This is a genomic window from Bacteroides fragilis NCTC 9343 (assembly GCF_000025985.1).
In the GTDB taxonomy this organism is placed as follows: domain Bacteria; phylum Bacteroidota; class Bacteroidia; order Bacteroidales; family Bacteroidaceae; genus Bacteroides; species Bacteroides fragilis.
The window spans coordinates 3,839,679-3,857,310 of record NC_003228.3; the positions used below are offsets into that span (position 1 = coordinate 3,839,679).

General features: G+C 43.3%; 10 protein-coding genes, 2 tRNA genes and 3 rRNA genes. All 15 read right to left on the reverse strand.

The window, feature by feature from the left end; translation table 11 throughout:
• Positions 1–227: 227 nt before the first annotated feature.
• Positions 228–1,238, reverse strand: coding sequence for an NAD-dependent epimerase/dehydratase family protein (locus BF9343_RS15680; protein WP_005799038.1), 1,011 nt, complete (start codon positions 1,236–1,238; stop codon positions 228–230).
• Positions 1,239–1,251: 13 nt separating this feature from the next.
• A complete protein-coding gene (locus tag BF9343_RS15685) occupies positions 1,252–2,805 on the reverse strand; it encodes an ArnT family glycosyltransferase (protein WP_005789833.1) in 1,554 nt (517 codons plus the stop codon).
• The gene (locus BF9343_RS15690) at positions 2,795–3,442 is read right to left on the reverse strand and encodes a lipid-A-disaccharide synthase N-terminal domain-containing protein (protein ID WP_005802698.1); all 648 of its coding nucleotides are present in this window, start codon (positions 3,440–3,442) and stop codon (positions 2,795–2,797) included. The genes BF9343_RS15685 and BF9343_RS15690 overlap by 11 nt, the downstream gene beginning before the upstream one ends.
• 4 nt (positions 3,443–3,446) lie before the next feature.
• Entirely contained in the window at positions 3,447–4,181 is a 735-nt protein-coding gene (locus tag BF9343_RS15695) for a glycosyltransferase (protein ID WP_005789838.1), read from the reverse strand.
• A gap of 217 nt (positions 4,182–4,398) precedes the next feature.
• A complete protein-coding gene (gene leuB / locus BF9343_RS15700; protein WP_005789841.1) occupies positions 4,399–5,460 on the reverse strand; it encodes a 3-isopropylmalate dehydrogenase in 1,062 nt (353 codons plus the stop codon).
• A gap of 12 nt (positions 5,461–5,472) precedes the next feature.
• Entirely contained in the window at positions 5,473–7,002 is a 1,530-nt protein-coding gene (locus BF9343_RS15705; RefSeq protein ID WP_005789843.1) for an alpha-isopropylmalate synthase regulatory domain-containing protein, read from the reverse strand.
• The gene (gene leuD / locus BF9343_RS15710) at positions 6,981–7,571 is read right to left on the reverse strand and encodes a 3-isopropylmalate dehydratase small subunit (RefSeq protein ID WP_005789845.1); all 591 of its coding nucleotides are present in this window, start codon (positions 7,569–7,571) and stop codon (positions 6,981–6,983) included. Before leuD ends, BF9343_RS15705 begins: the two co-directional genes overlap by 22 nt.
• 112 nt (positions 7,572–7,683) lie before the next feature.
• The gene (leuC, locus tag BF9343_RS15715; protein WP_005799043.1) at positions 7,684–9,078 is read right to left on the reverse strand and encodes a 3-isopropylmalate dehydratase large subunit; all 1,395 of its coding nucleotides are present in this window, start codon (positions 9,076–9,078) and stop codon (positions 7,684–7,686) included.
• 47 nt (positions 9,079–9,125) lie between these two features.
• Positions 9,126–10,622 (reverse strand): 2-isopropylmalate synthase, encoded by a 1,497-nt coding sequence (locus BF9343_RS15720; RefSeq protein WP_005789851.1) that lies wholly within the window; start codon positions 10,620–10,622, stop codon positions 9,126–9,128.
• Positions 10,623–11,023: 401 nt separating this feature from the next.
• A complete protein-coding gene (locus tag BF9343_RS15725; RefSeq protein WP_005802694.1) occupies positions 11,024–11,296 on the reverse strand; it encodes a hypothetical protein in 273 nt (90 codons plus the stop codon).
• A gap of 125 nt (positions 11,297–11,421) precedes the next feature.
• A 5S ribosomal RNA gene (gene rrf, locus BF9343_RS15730) occupies positions 11,422–11,532 on the reverse strand.
• Between the two features lie 90 nt (positions 11,533–11,622).
• Positions 11,623–14,510 (reverse strand): 23S ribosomal RNA (locus tag BF9343_RS15735).
• Positions 14,511–14,660: 150 nt separating this feature from the next.
• Positions 14,661–14,734, reverse strand: a tRNA-Ala gene (locus BF9343_RS15740).
• Positions 14,735–14,762: 28 nt separating this feature from the next.
• Positions 14,763–14,839 (reverse strand) — tRNA-Ile (locus BF9343_RS15745).
• A gap of 154 nt (positions 14,840–14,993) precedes the next feature.
• Positions 14,994–16,522: ribosomal RNA gene (locus BF9343_RS15750) — 16S ribosomal RNA — on the reverse strand.
• Together the 16S, 23S and 5S rRNA genes with 2 tRNA genes alongside form the textbook arrangement of a ribosomal RNA operon.
• Between the last annotated feature and the right edge of the window lie 1,110 nt (positions 16,523–17,632).

A 17,632-nucleotide genomic window follows, 5' to 3' on the forward strand; every position in this document is an offset into this window, starting at 1 on the left:
TCCAATGCCTTATTTAATCAAGAAAATAAGTGCCCCACTACCCAACATCATTATCTGATATTAGTATATCATTATTTATTTGAAATATTATAAATGAATAAGCTACATTTAAAATTACTCTTGGAATGCCTTCCGGAAGAATTGCTTATAATAAAAAAACTGTTTTTGCCATCAATAATTTCCGGATAGCAAAAACAGTTTATCTTTTTTAAAGAGCTGGTATAGGATTATTTATTGAAATAGCCTACATACCAGTCATAGAATTTTTGAATCCCTTCTTCTATAGAAGTAGAGGGTTTATAGCCAAAGTCCTTTTCCAATCGGCCCGTATCGGCATAAGTACATACCACATCTCCCGGTTGCATACCCATCATCTGTTTAATGGCTGTCTTACCTGCTGTTTTTTCAATAACAGAAATGAAATCCATCAGCTCTACCGGTGCAGAATTACCAATATTATAAATATAGAAAGGAATGGGATCGGCAGAAGGATGAGCAATGATCTTCATCAGACCTGCAATGATATCATCGATATATGTAAAATCACGACGCATTTGCCCGTTATTGAATACTTTAATGGGGTCGCCATTTAATATTGCCTTCATAAACAGACAAGGAGCCATATCCGGACGCCCCCAAGGACCATATACTGTAAAGAAACGCACACCGGTAGTAGGTATACTATAAAGTTTGCTATAAGCATGCGCCATCAGTTCATTCGACTTTTTTGTTGCTGCATACAAACTCACCGGAGAGTCTGCCTTATCTGTTTCAGCATAAGGCACTTTATCATTCAGTCCATAAATGCTGCTTGAACTTGCATAAACCAAATGATTTACCGGATAATGCCGACAACATTCCAACAGATTTAAGAAACCTACAATATTCGATTCAATATATGCATAAGGATTTTCAATCGAATAGCGAACACCGGCCTGAGCAGCCAAATTCACCACAATATCAAAATGTTCGTCTTTAAACAAGTTGGTCAATCCTTCACGATCTGTCAAATCCATCTTGATAAAGCGATAGGAAGGATATTTAGCACTCGGCAACAATATGTCTTTCTCGATCGATTCTTTAGTTATGCCGGTATCAGCTAAACGATCATATTTCAACTGTACATCATAATAAGAGTTGATGTTATCCAACCCCACAACTTCACAACCTTGTGCTACCAATGCTTTTACCGTATAAGAGCCAATAAAACCTGCGGCTCCTGTTACTAATGCTTTCATGATTCAATTTAGTTTAGAGTACCATTACAGAAAAACGACCTATAACGTAATGTTCTTTACCATTAACAAACTCTTCCAGTTTCTTGTTCGAACGTATTTTTTTGTTCGAAATCATCAAAATGGTATTCTGATATTTATTATCCAAGACTTCTTCTTCTGTCACTTCTTTCACTCTTTCATGCAGATACACATCCATATTTTCAGAACGACGTACATTCAGGACACAATAACCGGATACGTTTTTCTCCTTAGAAAGTTCCACTGCTTTCCGGCATAACTCGGAATAACCCAACTCACCATTAATAGCCGGTACATCCCAACCTCCCACAAAGACAGCACAAAACAATCCGAGGGCAAGCACATTAATAGTCTTGTTCAACGATTTCTTCCGATAAAGAAAATACAGGGCCGTACCACCACTGACAGTCAATATTCCACCGGCTACATAAAAAAGCTTCTGTCCCAGGAATTCAGTACCCGGCATTCGTCCCAGCACAATAAGAGCCGGCAGCCCTGCCACGAATACGACGGCAGGAAGAAGCAACGTCAACGCCAACCATTGATTCCAGCGGAAATGAGATAACAAAAGTACAGCCAAATAAACAAAGAATGGAAAAGTCGGTGCCAAATAGACAGCCAGTTTACCACTGAAACAAGATAACATCAGTAACGTAGTGAGAATTATGACCATAAAGAAACGCTCCATATCAGAACGAATCAGTCGGCGACAAGCCCCGGCAATAATTATACCGACCAGAAACAGAGCCCACGGAGCTAACGAATACCAAACAGAAATAAAATAATAATAAAACGGAGCACTATGATCGAACGCATTGACAGCACGCCCCACTGTTTGACGGAATAACAAATCATGCAGATAAGTTAATCCCCCCTCTTCCCAACAAACACCACCGAACCAAATGAAACATCCGAGCAATAATACAGCGAACGTTTTCCATCCCCAATAACGTCCAAAGGTCTTCACACGTCCGGTAATCAGCAAAAAAATGAAAGTAGACACCAATGGTACCAGTATCCCCACAGGCCCTTTGGAGAAAACTGCCATAAAAATATAAAAAGGAAACAGAAACTGATTCCAGTTCTTACTGCCTTGCCCTTTCAGCATCTGATAAAAAGTACGAAGAGCAAGCACAATAAACATACACATCAACATATCCATGCGCAATACAACAGCTAACCCTAAAAAGAGTCCACAACTCATCAACATTAATTGAGCCGATAAACGGTTAGCTACAGAGACTTCACGTTCCACCCACCGGTCCATTACCAACATGATCACTAAAGCCGGAATAAAAGAGAAGAGTGAAGCAAACCACATGGCATGATTGCCTAACAGCCACTTGCCCAACATCAGAATCCAGAAATACAAAGGAGGCTTGTCAGCATACTGAATACCATGATTAGTGAACGTAAAAATATCACCATTACGCAGTGCTTCGTCAACAATACTCAAGTAACGTAACTCGTTGGAGGGAGTGTAGTCACGGAAAATCAACACCGGCAGTACAGCCAGCAATAATAAAAACGGAAGAAATTTACTTTTCATAGGCAACTGATTGCTTGGAGCTTTTACGTCCAATCATCAGATTGCGAAAATAGGCAACGAATCCGACGGATTGACCCAAAATCAACACAGGATCAAGACGGAATACACCGTATGCCACAATAACCGATGAACCGACCAGGCTGATAATCCAGAAGCCGGCAGGCAGTAAAGACTCTTTATGATGGAATGAATAAGCCCATTGATATACAAAGCGGAGAGTGAAAATAATTTGCCCCATTGAACCGAAAATCAATAGCCAAAGAGGTACCTCTTCATTGCGGAAAAAACTATCGATAAAATGTTGCGCATCATGCAACATAAAAGCTGCCGCAATTACCGGTGTAATCACTAACAAGGTTTTCAGTGCTCCGTGAAGCTTATTCCAAATACCTTTCTCGTTCAGATTCCACAAATAGATATAATAGGAAATAAACTGTCCGAAGATAATAGAAAAATCATCACGCAACCATCCATAAATACACAACAAGTAAGATCCGGCAATACTCAATATCCAGAATATGGAAGGAGACACTACCTTCTTTGCCTTTTCCGATAATATCCATTGAAATATGATGCGAGCTGAGAAAAAAGCCTGCGCTAAAAAACCGATTACATAGATAAAGCCGCTCCCCTTCACAAATTTACGCTATTAAGTTATTGTCACCGATACGATAGTTAATATATCTCTTTTTCATCCAACGATAGGCAAAGCAATCAAGAAAAGGAGAAACCAACCGGTTCCACAAATGATATTTGGATGTACCTGCTACACGAGGAAAATGGCGAACCGGGATTTGCTTGATTTTAGCATCTTGCAACAAGATCAATGCCGGAAGAAAACGATGCATACCCGTAAAGAACGGAATACGTTTGGCATAGGCTGTATGCAAAACCTTCAGAGGACAACCGGTATCCTGCACACCGTCATTGGTCATCATTCTTCTGAAACCATTGGCAATCTTCGATTGCAGATTCTTGAAAAAAGAATCTTTACGATTGGCACGGATTCCCATCACCAGCTGATAATCAGCAATATCTTTCAGCAACAGATTGAAATCTTCGGGAGTAGTCTGAAGGTCGGCATCCATATACCCTACATATACCGACTCTGTATAGTCGATACCTGCTTTCATAGCAGCACTTAATCCAGAATTTTTTGCTAAATCCATATAAAAGAAATCCTTGTTACGTGCGCATACCTCCATAATACGCTGCTTACTGTTGTCACGCGAACCGTCATTCACAAACAACACACAGGCCGTACAAATAGATTTGGGTAAAAACTCTCCCAATTTCTGTTCCAAAGAGTAGATATTGTCTTCTTCGTTGTATACAGGAACAACGATAGTCAGTTGATAATTGATCGTTTTATTCATTGCCTCATTGTAAATATCCCGCAAAAGTACAAAAAATATGAAATAAAATAGGATTATTGAAACAACAATCCAAATCTAATTTATGTTTTTATAGCACAAAAAGAAAAAAAGGAACCGGATTATAACATTCATACAGAATTAGAATATAAAAAGAATGCCGGAGAAAGATAAGATTTTCTCCGGCATTGTTATCTGTTTTATAAATCTGAAAACTAAATCATGCTTTCCGGATGTAATCAACAATCCATGCCCCTACTTCTTTCGTACCAAATTTTTCACCACCTTCCACTTGAATCTCGGGTGTACGTACATTAGCATCCAAAGAAGCATCAACTGCTTTGCGGATCAATGCACCTTCAGCTTTACAATCGAAGTATTCGAACAGCATGGCCACCGAAAGAATTTGCGCCAGCGGATTAGCGATATTCAAGCCTTTTGCTTGCGGCCACGAACCGTGAATCGGCTCGAACACCGGAGTACTCTCACCTGTAGAAGCAGACGGAAGCAACCCCATAGAGCCACTGATGACAGACCCTTCATCGGTAAGAATATCACCAAAGGTATTCTCCGTCACCATCACATCAAAAAATTTAGGCTCCTGAATCATCTTCATTGCAGCATTATCCACAAACATATAATCAGTGGTCACCTCCGGATACTGCGGCGCCATTTCTTGTGCAATCTGCCTCCATAGACGACTGGAAGCAAGCACATTAGCTTTATCTACAACAGTCAAGTGCTTACGACGCTTCATAGCATATTCGAAACCGACTTTCAAGATACGTTCTATCTCAGGACGTGTATACATATTCGTGTCGTATGCTTTGTCATTATCCTGATATTTTTCACCAAAATACATACCTCCGGTCAATTCGCGAATACACAGAAAATCGGCTCCTTCTACTAACTCTGCACGAAGAGGAGACTTGTGCACCAAACACTTAAATGTTTGGACAGGACGGATATTGGCAAATAAGCCGAGTTTTTTACGCATAGCCAGTAGCCCCTGCTCCGGACGCACCTTGGCAGTCGGGTCATTGTCAAACTTAGGATCACCTACGGCCGAAAAAAGAACTGCATCGGCATTCTTACAAACCCGGTAAGTTTCTTCCGGAAAAGGATCGCCTACTTTATCAATGGCATCCGCACCGCAAATGGCATATTCATAGTTTACTTTATGTCCAAACTTCTCACAGACGGCACTCATTACCTCCACACCTTGTACAGAGATTTCCGGTCCGATACCGTCACCGGCTAATACAGCAATTTTAAAATCCATATTATTCAATAATTAATATTCTTCTATTATATTCAGCATTTTTATGGTAGCTTTAATAGCAGCCTCTGTCTGGTCAGCATCCAACCCACGGGTACGGAACACCTTTTCACCAAAACTCCAGGTGATAACGGTTTGCACAAAAGCATCTGTTCGCCCTCCGGGAGGGATACTTACAGCATAGTTGATCAGCATAGGGAACTTACGTCCCAAAGTCACTTTATAAATCTTACGCAGAGCACGTACAAAAGCATCATACTGTCCATCGCCGGAAGAACTTTCTTCGTAAACCTGACCGTCGATTTCGATACTCAGCGTTGCCATCGGTTTCAATCCGTGTGCTAAAGTGACAAAGTAGCTTTTCAACTTCACTTTATTACTCATGCCATCATGCTTCAGCACGTCAGAGATGATATAAGGTAAATCCTCCTGAGTAACCAACTCTTTCTTATCACCCAATTCAATGATCCGCTCCGTAACTTTTTTCATGGACTCTTCGTCCAACTCGAGTCCCAGGCTTTCAAGATTCTTACGGATATTGGCCTTACCGGAAGTTTTCCCCAAAGCGTATTCGCGCACACGTCCGAACCGCTCGGGAAGCAAATCATTGCAATAGAGATTACTTTTATTATCTCCGTCGGCATGTACTCCGGCCACTTGCGTAAAAACATTCTCACCGACAATCGGCTTGTTGGCTGGTATCACAATACCCGAATACGATTCGACCACGCGACTTACATCATTCAGCCGACTCTCGTCTATATTGGTAATAGCGTTGAAATGATCCTTCAAAATAGCTTGTACGCTTGCTAAAGGTGCATTACCAGCTCGTTCGCCCAAACCATTGATCGTCGTATGCAGTCCTTTGACACCACTTAGCACGGCAGCAAGTACATTACTTACAGCCAGATCGTAATCATTGTGTGCATGGAAGTCAAAATGGGTATCAGGATAACGTTTCTTCATCTTCCGCATAAACTCAATCACTTGAAGCGGATTCAGTATTCCTAATGTATCGGGTAGCATGAATCGTTTAATGGTAGTCTCTTTCAATGCGTCCACAATCCGGAATACATATTCGGGAGAATCCTTCATACCGTTACTCCAGTCTTCCAAATACACGTTGACTTCAATATCGAGTTCGTTAGCATAATCTACTACGGCAAGAATGTCTTCGATATGCTTTTCCGGTGTTTTCTTTAACTGACAAGTACAATGTTTCAGCGAACCTTTACACAGCAAATTAATAACACGACATCCCGTAGCATGAATCCAATCCAGTGAAGTATGTCCGTCGACAAATCCCAGTACCTCTACTTTTTGTAGCAGATTTCTGCGGGCGGCCCAGTCACATATCATCTTTACCGCATCAAATTCTCCGTCGGACACACGTGCCGAAGCCACCTCCACACGATCTACTTTCAACTCCTCCAGCAGAAGTCGGGCAATCATTAGTTTTTCATGGGGCACAAACGATACTCCGCTGGTCTGTTCACCATCGCGGAGGGTTGTGTCCATGATTTCTATTTTGACGCCTTTTCCCATTGTTCTATTTTATCTTTATTAGTCAACAAGAAGTCTATATCGTCAAGTCCGTTCATCAGACAGTGCTTCTTGTAGGCATTGATTTCAAAATGCTCACTTTTTCCGGTGGCTTTATTCGTGATAGTCTGTTCCGGCAAGTTCACTTCCACTTCCATCTTAGGATTTTTAAAGATAGAATCGAACAGTTCGGCTAAAAATTCTTCAGTTACCACAACCGGAAGAACGAAATTATTCAATTCGTTGTTTTTATGAATATCCGCAAAGAAGCTACTTACTACGACACGAAAACCGTAATCAGCGATAGCCCAGGCAGCATGTTCACGACTGGATCCTGAACCAAAATTTTTTCCGGCTACGAGAATTTGTCCCCCATATGTGGGATCATTCAATACGAACGAGTCAATTTTATTCCCCTGTTTATCATAACGCCAGTCCCGAAATAAGTTTTCTCCAAAGCCTTCCTTCGTTGTAGCTTTCAAAAAACGTGCAGGTATAATCTGGTCCGTATCTACATTCTCCAATGGGAGAGGTACACAAGTACTTGTGAGTATATTGAATTTTGCTTTCATCTTTTTATTTACAATTTAAACATTTGCGATTTAAATAACTTCGACTTATTATGCAAACGATCTTTATTCACAAACTCCTTGGCCGGTAAATCTACGATCGCTACATTGACCATTACATCAGTTCCCTCGGGTCAGCTATCACTCCCGTTATCGCAGCGGCAGCTGCCACAAGCGGACTAGCTAATAGTGTACGCGCTCCGGGTCCCTGACGTCCTTCAAAGTTACGGTTACTGGTAGAAACCGAATACTTTCCGGCAGGAATCTTATCATCATTCATAGCCAAGCAAGCCGAACATCCCGGTTGACGAATAGCAAAACCGGCATCCTCCAGAATCTTATCCAATCCTTCTTCGCGGATCTGGGCATCAACCATCCAAGAGCCCGGCACCAGCCATGCTATCACATGTTCAGCTTTCTGATGTCCTTTCACAATAGAAGCAAATGCACGGAAATCTTCGATACGCCCATTCGTACAAGCACCCAGAAACACATAATCAATCTTCTTCCCCAACAATGCTTCCCCCGGCTGAAATCCCATATAATCCAAAGATTTCAGGAATGAAGCTTTGGTTGTTTCATTCATTCCATCCGTTGTAGGAATATGCTGCGTAATGCCCATACCCATACCCGGATTAGTTCCATAAGTAATCATCGGCTCAATATCCGCAGCATCAAAATGAACTTCTTTATCAAAAACCGCATCATCTTCACTCTTCAGAGTTTTCCAATACTGCACTGCCTGATCCCATTCTTCTCCCTGAGGTGCATTCTCACGGCCTTTGATATATTCGAAAGTCACTTCATCCGGTGCAATCATACCTCCACGGGCCCCCATCTCAATAGAAAGGTTACAGAGCGTCAACCGACCTTCCATCGTAAGGCTACGGATCGCTTCACCCGCATATTCTACAAAATATCCGGTCGCACCACTCGTTGTCATTTTCGACATCATATAGAGAGCGATGTCTTTGGCTGTTACTCCCTTGCCCAACTTACCATCCACCGTGATGCGCATGGTCTTGGGACGTGACTGCAAAATACACTGAGAAGCAAGTACCATTTCGACCTCACTTGTACCGATACCAAAAGCAACCGCTCCCATCGCGCCGTGAGTGGAAGTATGTGAATCGCCGCAAACAATGGTCATCCCAGGTAAAGTAAGTCCTCGCTCCGGACCAACCACATGGATAATACCATTCCGCTTGTCCATCATTCCATAATGAGTCAAACCAAAATCAGCTGCATTCTTAGTCAGTGTATCCACCTGAGTCTTTGAAACAGGATCTTCAATTGGTTTATCCTGATCGTGAGTCGGCGTATTATGGTCTGGCATACAATATACTTTCTCCGGACGAAACACCTTAATCCCGCGTGCACGCAATCCGGCAAAAGCTTGAGGACTGGTTACTTCATGACAATATAATCTGTCGATATAGAGCTGTGTAGGGCCATCTTCCACTGTAGTCACTACGTGTGCATCCCATATTTTATCAAATAATGTATTCATCTTTTTATTTATTATTTTATGATTTACAAATTACGTTTGGAGTCACATCATTTAGTAAACTTGTTAATACAGTCGATATAAGCTTCTACCGATGCAGCGATAATATCCGTATTCGCACCAAATCCATAGTACATCTGATTATCATATTCAACCTGCATGTGTACCTTGCCCACATCGTCACTTCCTTTACTAATGGCCTGAATTGTAAATTCCTTCAGAGTCATATGACGGTCAATAATACGCTTCAGAGCCTTGATGGCGGCATCTACCGGACCATTACCACTGGCAGCCGCTTCAAATTTCTCTCCGGCAATATTCAATCCGAGGCTGGCAACAGAACGGACTCCTACTCCGCTGGTCACCTGAAGATATTCCAATTTGATGCGATGGTTACCACTTCTGTCTGCACCCGCCAATACCAGAATATCATCATCATGAATATCTTTCTTGCGGTCGGCAAGTTTCAGGAATTCTTCATATACTTTATCCAGTTTTTCCTGATCCAGTGTCACCCCCAGAATGGAAAGGCGATTTTTCAAGGCAGCACGTCCGCTACGGGCAGTCAACACAATAGAATTATCATCAATACCTACATCATGCGGATCAATTATTTCATAAGTCTGCACATTCTTAAGTACTCCATCCTGATGGATACCCGAAGAATGTGCAAATGCATTGCGTCCCACAATGGCCTTATTAGCCTGTACCGGCATATTCATCAGACTCGATACCATGCGGCTGGTAGGATAAATCTTCTGAGTATTGATATTCGTCTCAATATCAATCTCGTGATGGCTCTTAATAATCATTGCTATCTCTTCAAGGGCTGTATTTCCGGCACGTTCACCGATACCGTTGATGGTAACTTCTACCTGACGGGCACCGTTCAATATACCGGCCATCGTGTTGGCAGTAGCCATTCCCAAGTCATTATGACAATGGGTAGAAATAATCGCATTCTCGATACCTGCTACATGATCTACCAAATATTTAATTTTCGCTCCATACTCTGAAGGCAGACAATATCCCGTCGTATCCGGAATATTCACTACAGTAGCTCCTGCTTTAATAACTGCCTCGATCACACGGGCCAGATATTCATTATCCGTACGTCCGGCATCCTCCGCGTAGAATTCCACATCATCTACAAATCGACGGGCATATTTCACCGCTGCTACAGCACGTTCTATGATTTCCTCTCGAGTTGAGTTAAACTTATATTTGATATGCGAATCTGAAGTTCCGATTCCCGTATGAATACGCTTATGCTTAGCAAATTTCAAAGCATCCACAGCTACATCTATATCTTTTTGCACCGCACGTGTCAGCGCACAAATTGTAGGCCACGTCACAGCCTTTGAAATTTCAATCACAGAATTAAAGTCACCCGGACTGGAAATAGGAAAACCTGCTTCAATCACATCTACCCCCAAAACTTCCAAAGCCTTTGCCACCTGAATTTTTTCCACTGTATTCAATTGGCATCCCGGTACTTGTTCACCATCACGAAGGGTGGTATCGAAAATAAATAATCTGTCGCTCATATTCTTTTATTTTAATCTGATTATACACCATCAAAAAAGCCTTTCACACAAGGAAGTGAGAAAGGCTTTCGTATATTTTCATTATACACATTTACGCGCGACACTCACTTCCCCCGACCTTTGCCAGCAGAATAATAATACCACACAGTAGAATATGTATAAATGATTGATTCATGTTAATTGTCTCTTTTAATGTTTGACGATGCAAAGGTAGAGATTATTTCTTAGCCTCCAAATAATACGTTACTTTTTTATTGATAAAAATATCATTTCATAAGAATAACACCATTATAATAACAAATATATCACAACCAAAGTCTATAGATTCACCTACAAAAAATGGGAATAAAGTACTGTCAGATACCTTATTCCCATTTAATTATACGGTCGCTACTTGCTGATTATTTCTTATCGCAAGCTTTTTTTGCACAATCTTCTTTCTGAGGGCACTCTGTTTTCTGATCGCACGCAGCTTTATCTTTGCAACAAGCTTTTGTAGAATCACAAGCAACAGAATCACTTTTACAGCAAGTAGCAGCAGATTCCGCTGCTTCTACAGCTACTGAAGTCGAGTCTGCTGCAGCATCTGAATTAGCTGTTTTGTTGCCACCACATGAAACCATTGCAAAAGAAAATGCCACCATTGCAGCAGCTAAAAAGAATTTTGTCTTCATACTTAAAATATTTGCTTTAAACGTTTATAAATACTCGATTGCAAATATAAATAAAAATAAGTAATCTACCAAAAACAAGTCATCCCCTCCGGTCTTTCGACCGAAGGGGATGAACCATCTGAAAAAAACGGCGACTACCTACTCTCCCACTGTTACGCAGTACCATCGGCGTGATCAGGCTTAACTTCTCTGTTCGGAATGGGAAGAGGTGGAACCCTGATGCTATAGTCACCTGAATAAGGTAGACATAATGTACAAAAGTAAATTCAGCGGTCTATTATATAAATAGTGAAGCTAAACGGATATATAAACCATTGAAGGCGGATAAAAGAAAGTCATCGGGCAATTAGTAACGCTCGGCTGTGATGTTACCACCTGTACACCTGCGTCCTATCAACGTTGTAGTCTACAACGACCCTAAAAAGAAATCTAATCTTGTGGCTGGCTTCGTACTTAGATGCTTTCAGCACTTATCCAATCCCGACTTAGATACCCGGCAATGCACCTGGCGGCACAACCGGTAAACCAGAGGTCAGTCCAACACGGTCCTCTCGTACTAGTGTCAGAGCCACGCAAATTTCATACGCCCACGATAGATAGAGACCGAACTGTCTCACGACGTTCTGAACCCAGCTCGCGTGCCACTTTAATGGGCGAACAGCCCAACCCTTGGGACCTTCTCCAGCCCCAGGATGTGACGAGCCGACATCGAGGTGCCAAACCCCTCCGTCGATATGAGCTCTTGGGAGGGATCAGCCTGTTATCCCCGGAGTACCTTTTATCCTTTGAGCGATGTCCCTTCCATACGGAAACACCGGATCACTATGCTCTAGTTTCCTACCTGATCGACTTGTAAGTCTCCCAGTCAAGCGCCCTTATGCCATTACACTCTACCGCCGGTTACCAATCGGCGTGAGGGCACCTTTAGAAGCCTCCGTTACGCTTTTGGAGGCGACCACCCCAGTCAAACTACCCACCAAACAGTGTCCTCGCACCAGCGAGTTAGAACTCAAATAACCAAAGGGCCGTATTTCAACAGCGACTCCACAAACACTGGCGTGCCTGCTTCAAAGTCTCCGGCCTATCCTACACATCAATTACCCAAATTCAATGTTAAGCTATAGTAAAGGTTCACGGGGTCTTTTCGTCCCATCGCGGGTAATCGGCATCTTCACCGATACTACAATTTCACTGAGCTCACGGTTGAGACAGTGTCCAGATCATTACACCATTCGTGCAGGTCGGAACTTACCCGACAAGGAATTTCGCTACCTTAGGACCGTTATAGTTACGGCCGCCGTTTACTGGGGCTTCAATTCAATGCTTCTCTTGCGATGACATCTCCTCTTAACCTTCCAGCACCGGGCAGGTGTCAGGCTGTATACGTGATCTTTCAATTTTGCACAGCCCTGTGTTTTTGTTAAACAGTTGCCTGGACCTATTCTCTGCGCCCTCCCGTCACCGGGTAGGGACCCTTTATCCCGAAGTTACAGGGTCAATTTGCCTAGTTCCTTAACCGTGATTCACTCAAGCGCCTGAGTATATTCAACCCGACTACGTGTGTCCGTTTACGGTACGGGTACCTATAAGATTAAGTTTAGCGGATTTTCTTGGGAGTATGTTTACACGCACTATTACCGTTTTCCGAGGAAATTGGTATACTATCAGGTTCGACTCTTATCCCGGATTTGCCTGGGATAATCAACATCTACACCCTTTAACGGACTATTCCGTCAGTCCGCGGCGTTGTCACTCCTCCGTCTCCACATCACTCTTATAGGTAGTACAGGAATATTAACCTGTTCTGCCATCGGCCTCACCGTTCGGCTGAGCCTTAGGACCCGACTAACCCTGATCCGATTAGCGTTGATCAGGAAACCTTAGTCTTGCGGCGAGGGGGTTTCTCACCCCCTTTATCGTTACTTATACCTACATTTGCTTTTCCACACGCTCCAGTAAAGCTCACGCTTCGCCTTCAACGCTGAGTGGAATGCTCCCCTACCGATCCATTAGGATCCCATAGCTTCGGTAAAACACTTATGCCCGATTATTATCCACGCCAAACTCCTCGACTAGTGAGCTGTTACGCACTCTTTAAATGAATGGCTGCTTCCAAGCCAACATCCTAGCTGTCTTAGCAATCTGACTTCGTTAGTTCAACTTAGTGTTTATTTGGGGACCTTAGCTGATGGTCTGGATTCTTCTCCTTTAGGACATGGACCTTAGCACCCATGCCCTCACTCCTGAGATAGAACTAATGCGCATTCGGAGTTTATCAAGACTTGATAGGCGGTGAAGCCCTCGCATCTTATCAGTCGCTCTACCTCACATTAGTAACTCTCAAGGCTGCACCTAAATGCATTTCGGGGAGTACGAGCTATCTCCAAGTTTGATTAGCCTTTCACCCCCACCCTCAGGTCATCCGGAAGCTTTTCAACGCTTATCGGTTCGGTCCTCCAGTTAGTGTTACCTAACCTTCAACCTGCCCAAGGGTAGATCACTTGGTTTCGCGTCTACTCCTTCCGACTATCCGCCCTGTTCAGACTCGCTTTCGCTTCGGATCCACATCTCAAGATGCTTAACCTTGCCGGAAAAAGTAACTCGTAGGTTCATTATGCAAAAGGCACGCCGTCACAGCTTAAGCTGCTCCGACCGCTTGTAGGCGCATGGTTTCAGGGACTATTTCACTCTTCTATTCGAAGTGCTTTTCACCTTTCCTTCACAGTACTGGTTCGCTATCGGTCTCTCGGGAGTATTTAGCCTTACCGGATGGTCCCGGCTGGTTCACGCAGAATTCCTCGTGCTCCGCGCTACTCAGGATACCACTACGCTTCGGTTACCTTAGAATACCGGGCTATCACCGTCTATGGCACGACTTTCCAGTCGTTTCTTCTCAATAACTGTCTTGCGAGAGCGTGGTCCTACAACCCCACACATGCCGTAACATGGGTGGTTTGGGCTAATCCCCGTTCGCTCGCCACTACTAGGGGAATCATTATTTATTTTCTTTTCCTGCAGGTACTAAGATGTTTCAGTTCCCTGCGTTAGCCTCCAACCAAGTTGGATGACATTCCTTCAGAATGCCGGGTTGTCCCATTCGGAAATCTTCGGATCAAAGGTCATTTGCACCTACCCGAAGCTTATCGCAGCTTATCACGTCCTTCATCGCCTCCGAGAGCCAAGGCATCCGCCATGCGCCCTTATTTACTTTCTTTTATCGCCAGATTCATCTCCTTTTCTTAAAAAGGATCTGAACCAAATGGTTCGATATATACTTTTAGCTCTTACTAAATTTACTTTTTTCTGTACATCATGTCAAAGATCGTTTGATTACACGCAAGCCTGTTAGGTCGCGGTATCGGAGTGGAGAATAACGGATTCGAACCGTTGACCCTCTGCGTGCAAGGCAGATGCTCTAGCCAGCTGAGCTAATCCCCCAATCATACAAGATAAAATATCTATCTGTTGGTAGTCCCAGGCAGAGTTGAACTGCCGACCTCTACATTATCAGTGTAGCGCTCTAACCAACTGAGCTATAGGACTAGTTCAACCGTGTCCTGTTTTAGACTCGGCTTCTGTTTTTCTCTTGTTTATCTCTATCTATATTGCTATAGATGGTTGATCTATATTCTATAAATAAACAAGTACCAGTAGTACAATTTAGAACCAATGAACGTCGTTTTCAACATCGCTCCAGAAAGGAGGTGTTCCAGCCGCACCTTCCGGTACGGCTACCTTGTTACGACTTAGCCCCAGTCACCAGTTTTACCCTAGGACGATCCTTGCGGTTACGTACTTCAGGTACCCCCGGCTCCCATGGCTTGACGGGCGGTGTGTACAAGGCCCGGGAACGTATTCACCGCGCCGTGGCTGATGCGCGATTACTAGCGAATCCAGCTTCACGAAGTCGGGTTGCAGACTTCGATCCGAACTGAGAGAGGATTTTGGGATTAGCATACGGTCACCCGCTAGCTGCCTTCTGTACCCCCCATTGTAACACGTGTGTAGCCCCGGACGTAAGGGCCGTGCTGATTTGACGTCATCCCCACCTTCCTCACATCTTACGACGGCAGTCTCTCTAGAGTCCTCAGCATAACCTGTTAGTAACTAAAGATAAGGGTTGCGCTCGTTATGGCACTTAAGCCGACACCTCACGGCACGAGCTGACGACAACCATGCAGCACCTTCACAGCGGTGATTGCTCACTGACATGTTTCCACATCATTCCACTGCAATTTAAGCCCGGGTAAGGTTCCTCGCGTATCATCGAATTAAACCACATGTTCCTCCGCTTGTGCGGGCCCCCGTCAATTCCTTTGAGTTTCACCGTTGCCGGCGTACTCCCCAGGTGGAATACTTAATGCTTTCGCTTGGCCGCTTACTGTATATCGCAAACAGCGAGTATTCATCGTTTACTGTGTGGACTACCAGGGTATCTAATCCTGTTTGATACCCACACTTTCGAGCATCAGTGTCAGTTGCAGTCCAGTGAGCTGCCTTCGCAATCGGAGTTCTTCGTGATATCTAAGCATTTCACCGCTACACCACGAATTCCGCCCACCTCTACTGTACTCAAGACTGACAGTATCAACTGCAATTTTACGGTTGAGCCGCAAACTTTCACAACTGACTTACCAGTCCACCTACGCTCCCTTTAAACCCAATAAATCCGGATAACGCTCGGATCCTCCGTATTACCGCGGCTGCTGGCACGGAGTTAGCCGATCCTTATTCATATAATACATACAAAACAGTATACATACTGCACTTTATTCTTATATAAAAGAAGTTTACGACCCATAGAGCCTTCATCCTTCACGCTACTTGGCTGGTTCAGGCTAGCGCCCATTGACCAATATTCCTCACTGCTGCCTCCCGTAGGAGTTTGGACCGTGTCTCAGTTCCAATGTGGGGGACCTTCCTCTCAGAACCCCTATCCATCGAAGGCTTGGTGAGCCGTTACCTCACCAACAACCTAATGGAACGCATCCCCATCCTTTACCGGAATCCTTTAATAATGAAACCATGCGGAATCATTATGCTATCGGGTATTAATCTTTCTTTCGAAAGGCTATCCCCGAGTAAAGGGCAGGTTGGATACGTGTTACTCACCCGTGCGCCGGTCGCCAGCAAAGAAAGCAAGCTTTCTTCCTGATGCCCCTCGACTTGCATGTGTTAAGCCTGTAGCTAGCGTTCATCCTGAGCCAGGATCAAACTCTTCATTGTAAAAGTATTGTTATATATCCCATAAGGGATGATATTAGCTCTGTTCAGGATGTCGAAAATTTATTGACGGTCATTTTTACATACCTATATAATAAGTATTGACGGTTCTAAATTTGACTTGTACTACTTGTATTGTTTATCAATGTTTCAAAGAACTCTTCTTTTTAAATTCTGCTTCGTTTCAAAAGCGGGTGCAAAGGTAAGGGGTTTATTTTAAACTGCCAAATGTTTTGGGAAGTTTTTTTTCTCAATGCCCGTCTTTTATTTCCAAGCCTCTCTGTGCGAAAGGGAAAGAAAAGACAGCCAAAGGCCCTCGCTCTGCGAATCGGACTGCAAAGATAACGACTTTTATAATAATGATCCAAATAAAAAGGAAATTATTTTTGTTATTCTGTAAGGCAGGTCCTACGCCGTTGCAACATGTCAAAATTAAATGCTGTCCGTCTCTTGGAAAGCGGATGCAAAAGTAAGGCATTAGGAGATAAGAGACAAATATAAAAGGGGATTTTTTTGAAAATATTTTGAATAAAAACGTAAAGAACTGAGGGAGAGGAGGATTTTAATACAGGATGATGGGGGAAGGGAAGGAAGAGAGGAAAAGGGACACATTATTATATTATATAGGGGAAATTTATCGGGGAGAGGGAAAAGGGGATTTGCCGAGAAAGGGAGAAGGAGAAGTGTTTGCGGAAGGAAAAGGGATGTTTCGAGGAAGAATATCGCGGAAGGAATTGGGATTGGGAGAGAGATAAACTGAAAAACAGGTAGGGAATTGACGGGAGTTGGACGGGAAATCAAACGAGGGCTGAACGGAAATCAAACGAGGGCTGAACGGGAATTGAATGAAAATTGAGCAGGGATCACACAGGAATCAAACGCAAATCAAACAAGAATGGAACGGAATCCTGCGTTAACATTGTTAATGCGGTGAGAAAGACTTTTATTTCAGGGATGGAAAGAACAAAGCTTTTGCTTCTAAAAGACTTGTTCTTTGAAAACAAAAGACTTGATTTAACAGTGTGTTAAATCAAGTAATAGGAAGAGAGGAAACAAGAGGAGGAAAAGGGTTGAAGATGAAGATGATAGAGAAACGAGGGAGTATTTTCTGGG

Excerpts from the sequence above, each read along its gene's own strand:
- BF9343_RS15680 (WP_005799038.1), bottom strand. The coding sequence starts at position 1,238 with ATGAAAGCATTAGTAACAGGAGCCGCAGGTTTTATTGGCTCTTATACG.
- BF9343_RS15685 (WP_005789833.1), bottom strand. The coding sequence starts at position 2,805 with ATGAAAAGTAAATTTCTTCCGTTTTTATTATTGCTGGCTGTACTGCCG.
- BF9343_RS15695 (WP_005789838.1), bottom strand. The coding sequence starts at position 4,181 with ATGAATAAAACGATCAATTATCAACTGACTATCGTTGTTCCTGTATAC.
- leuB (WP_005789841.1), bottom strand. The coding sequence starts at position 5,460 with ATGGATTTTAAAATTGCTGTATTAGCCGGTGACGGTATCGGACCGGAA.
- BF9343_RS15705 (WP_005789843.1), bottom strand. The coding sequence starts at position 7,002 with ATGGGAAAAGGCGTCAAAATAGAAATCATGGACACAACCCTCCGCGAT.
- leuD (WP_005789845.1), bottom strand. The coding sequence starts at position 7,571 with ATGAAAGCAAAATTCAATATACTCACAAGTACTTGTGTACCTCTCCCA.
- leuC (WP_005799043.1), bottom strand. The coding sequence starts at position 9,078 with ATGAATACATTATTTGATAAAATATGGGATGCACACGTAGTGACTACA.
- BF9343_RS15720 (WP_005789851.1), bottom strand. The coding sequence starts at position 10,622 with ATGAGCGACAGATTATTTATTTTCGATACCACCCTTCGTGATGGTGAA.
- BF9343_RS15725 (WP_005802694.1), bottom strand. The coding sequence starts at position 11,296 with ATGAAGACAAAATTCTTTTTAGCTGCTGCAATGGTGGCATTTTCTTTT.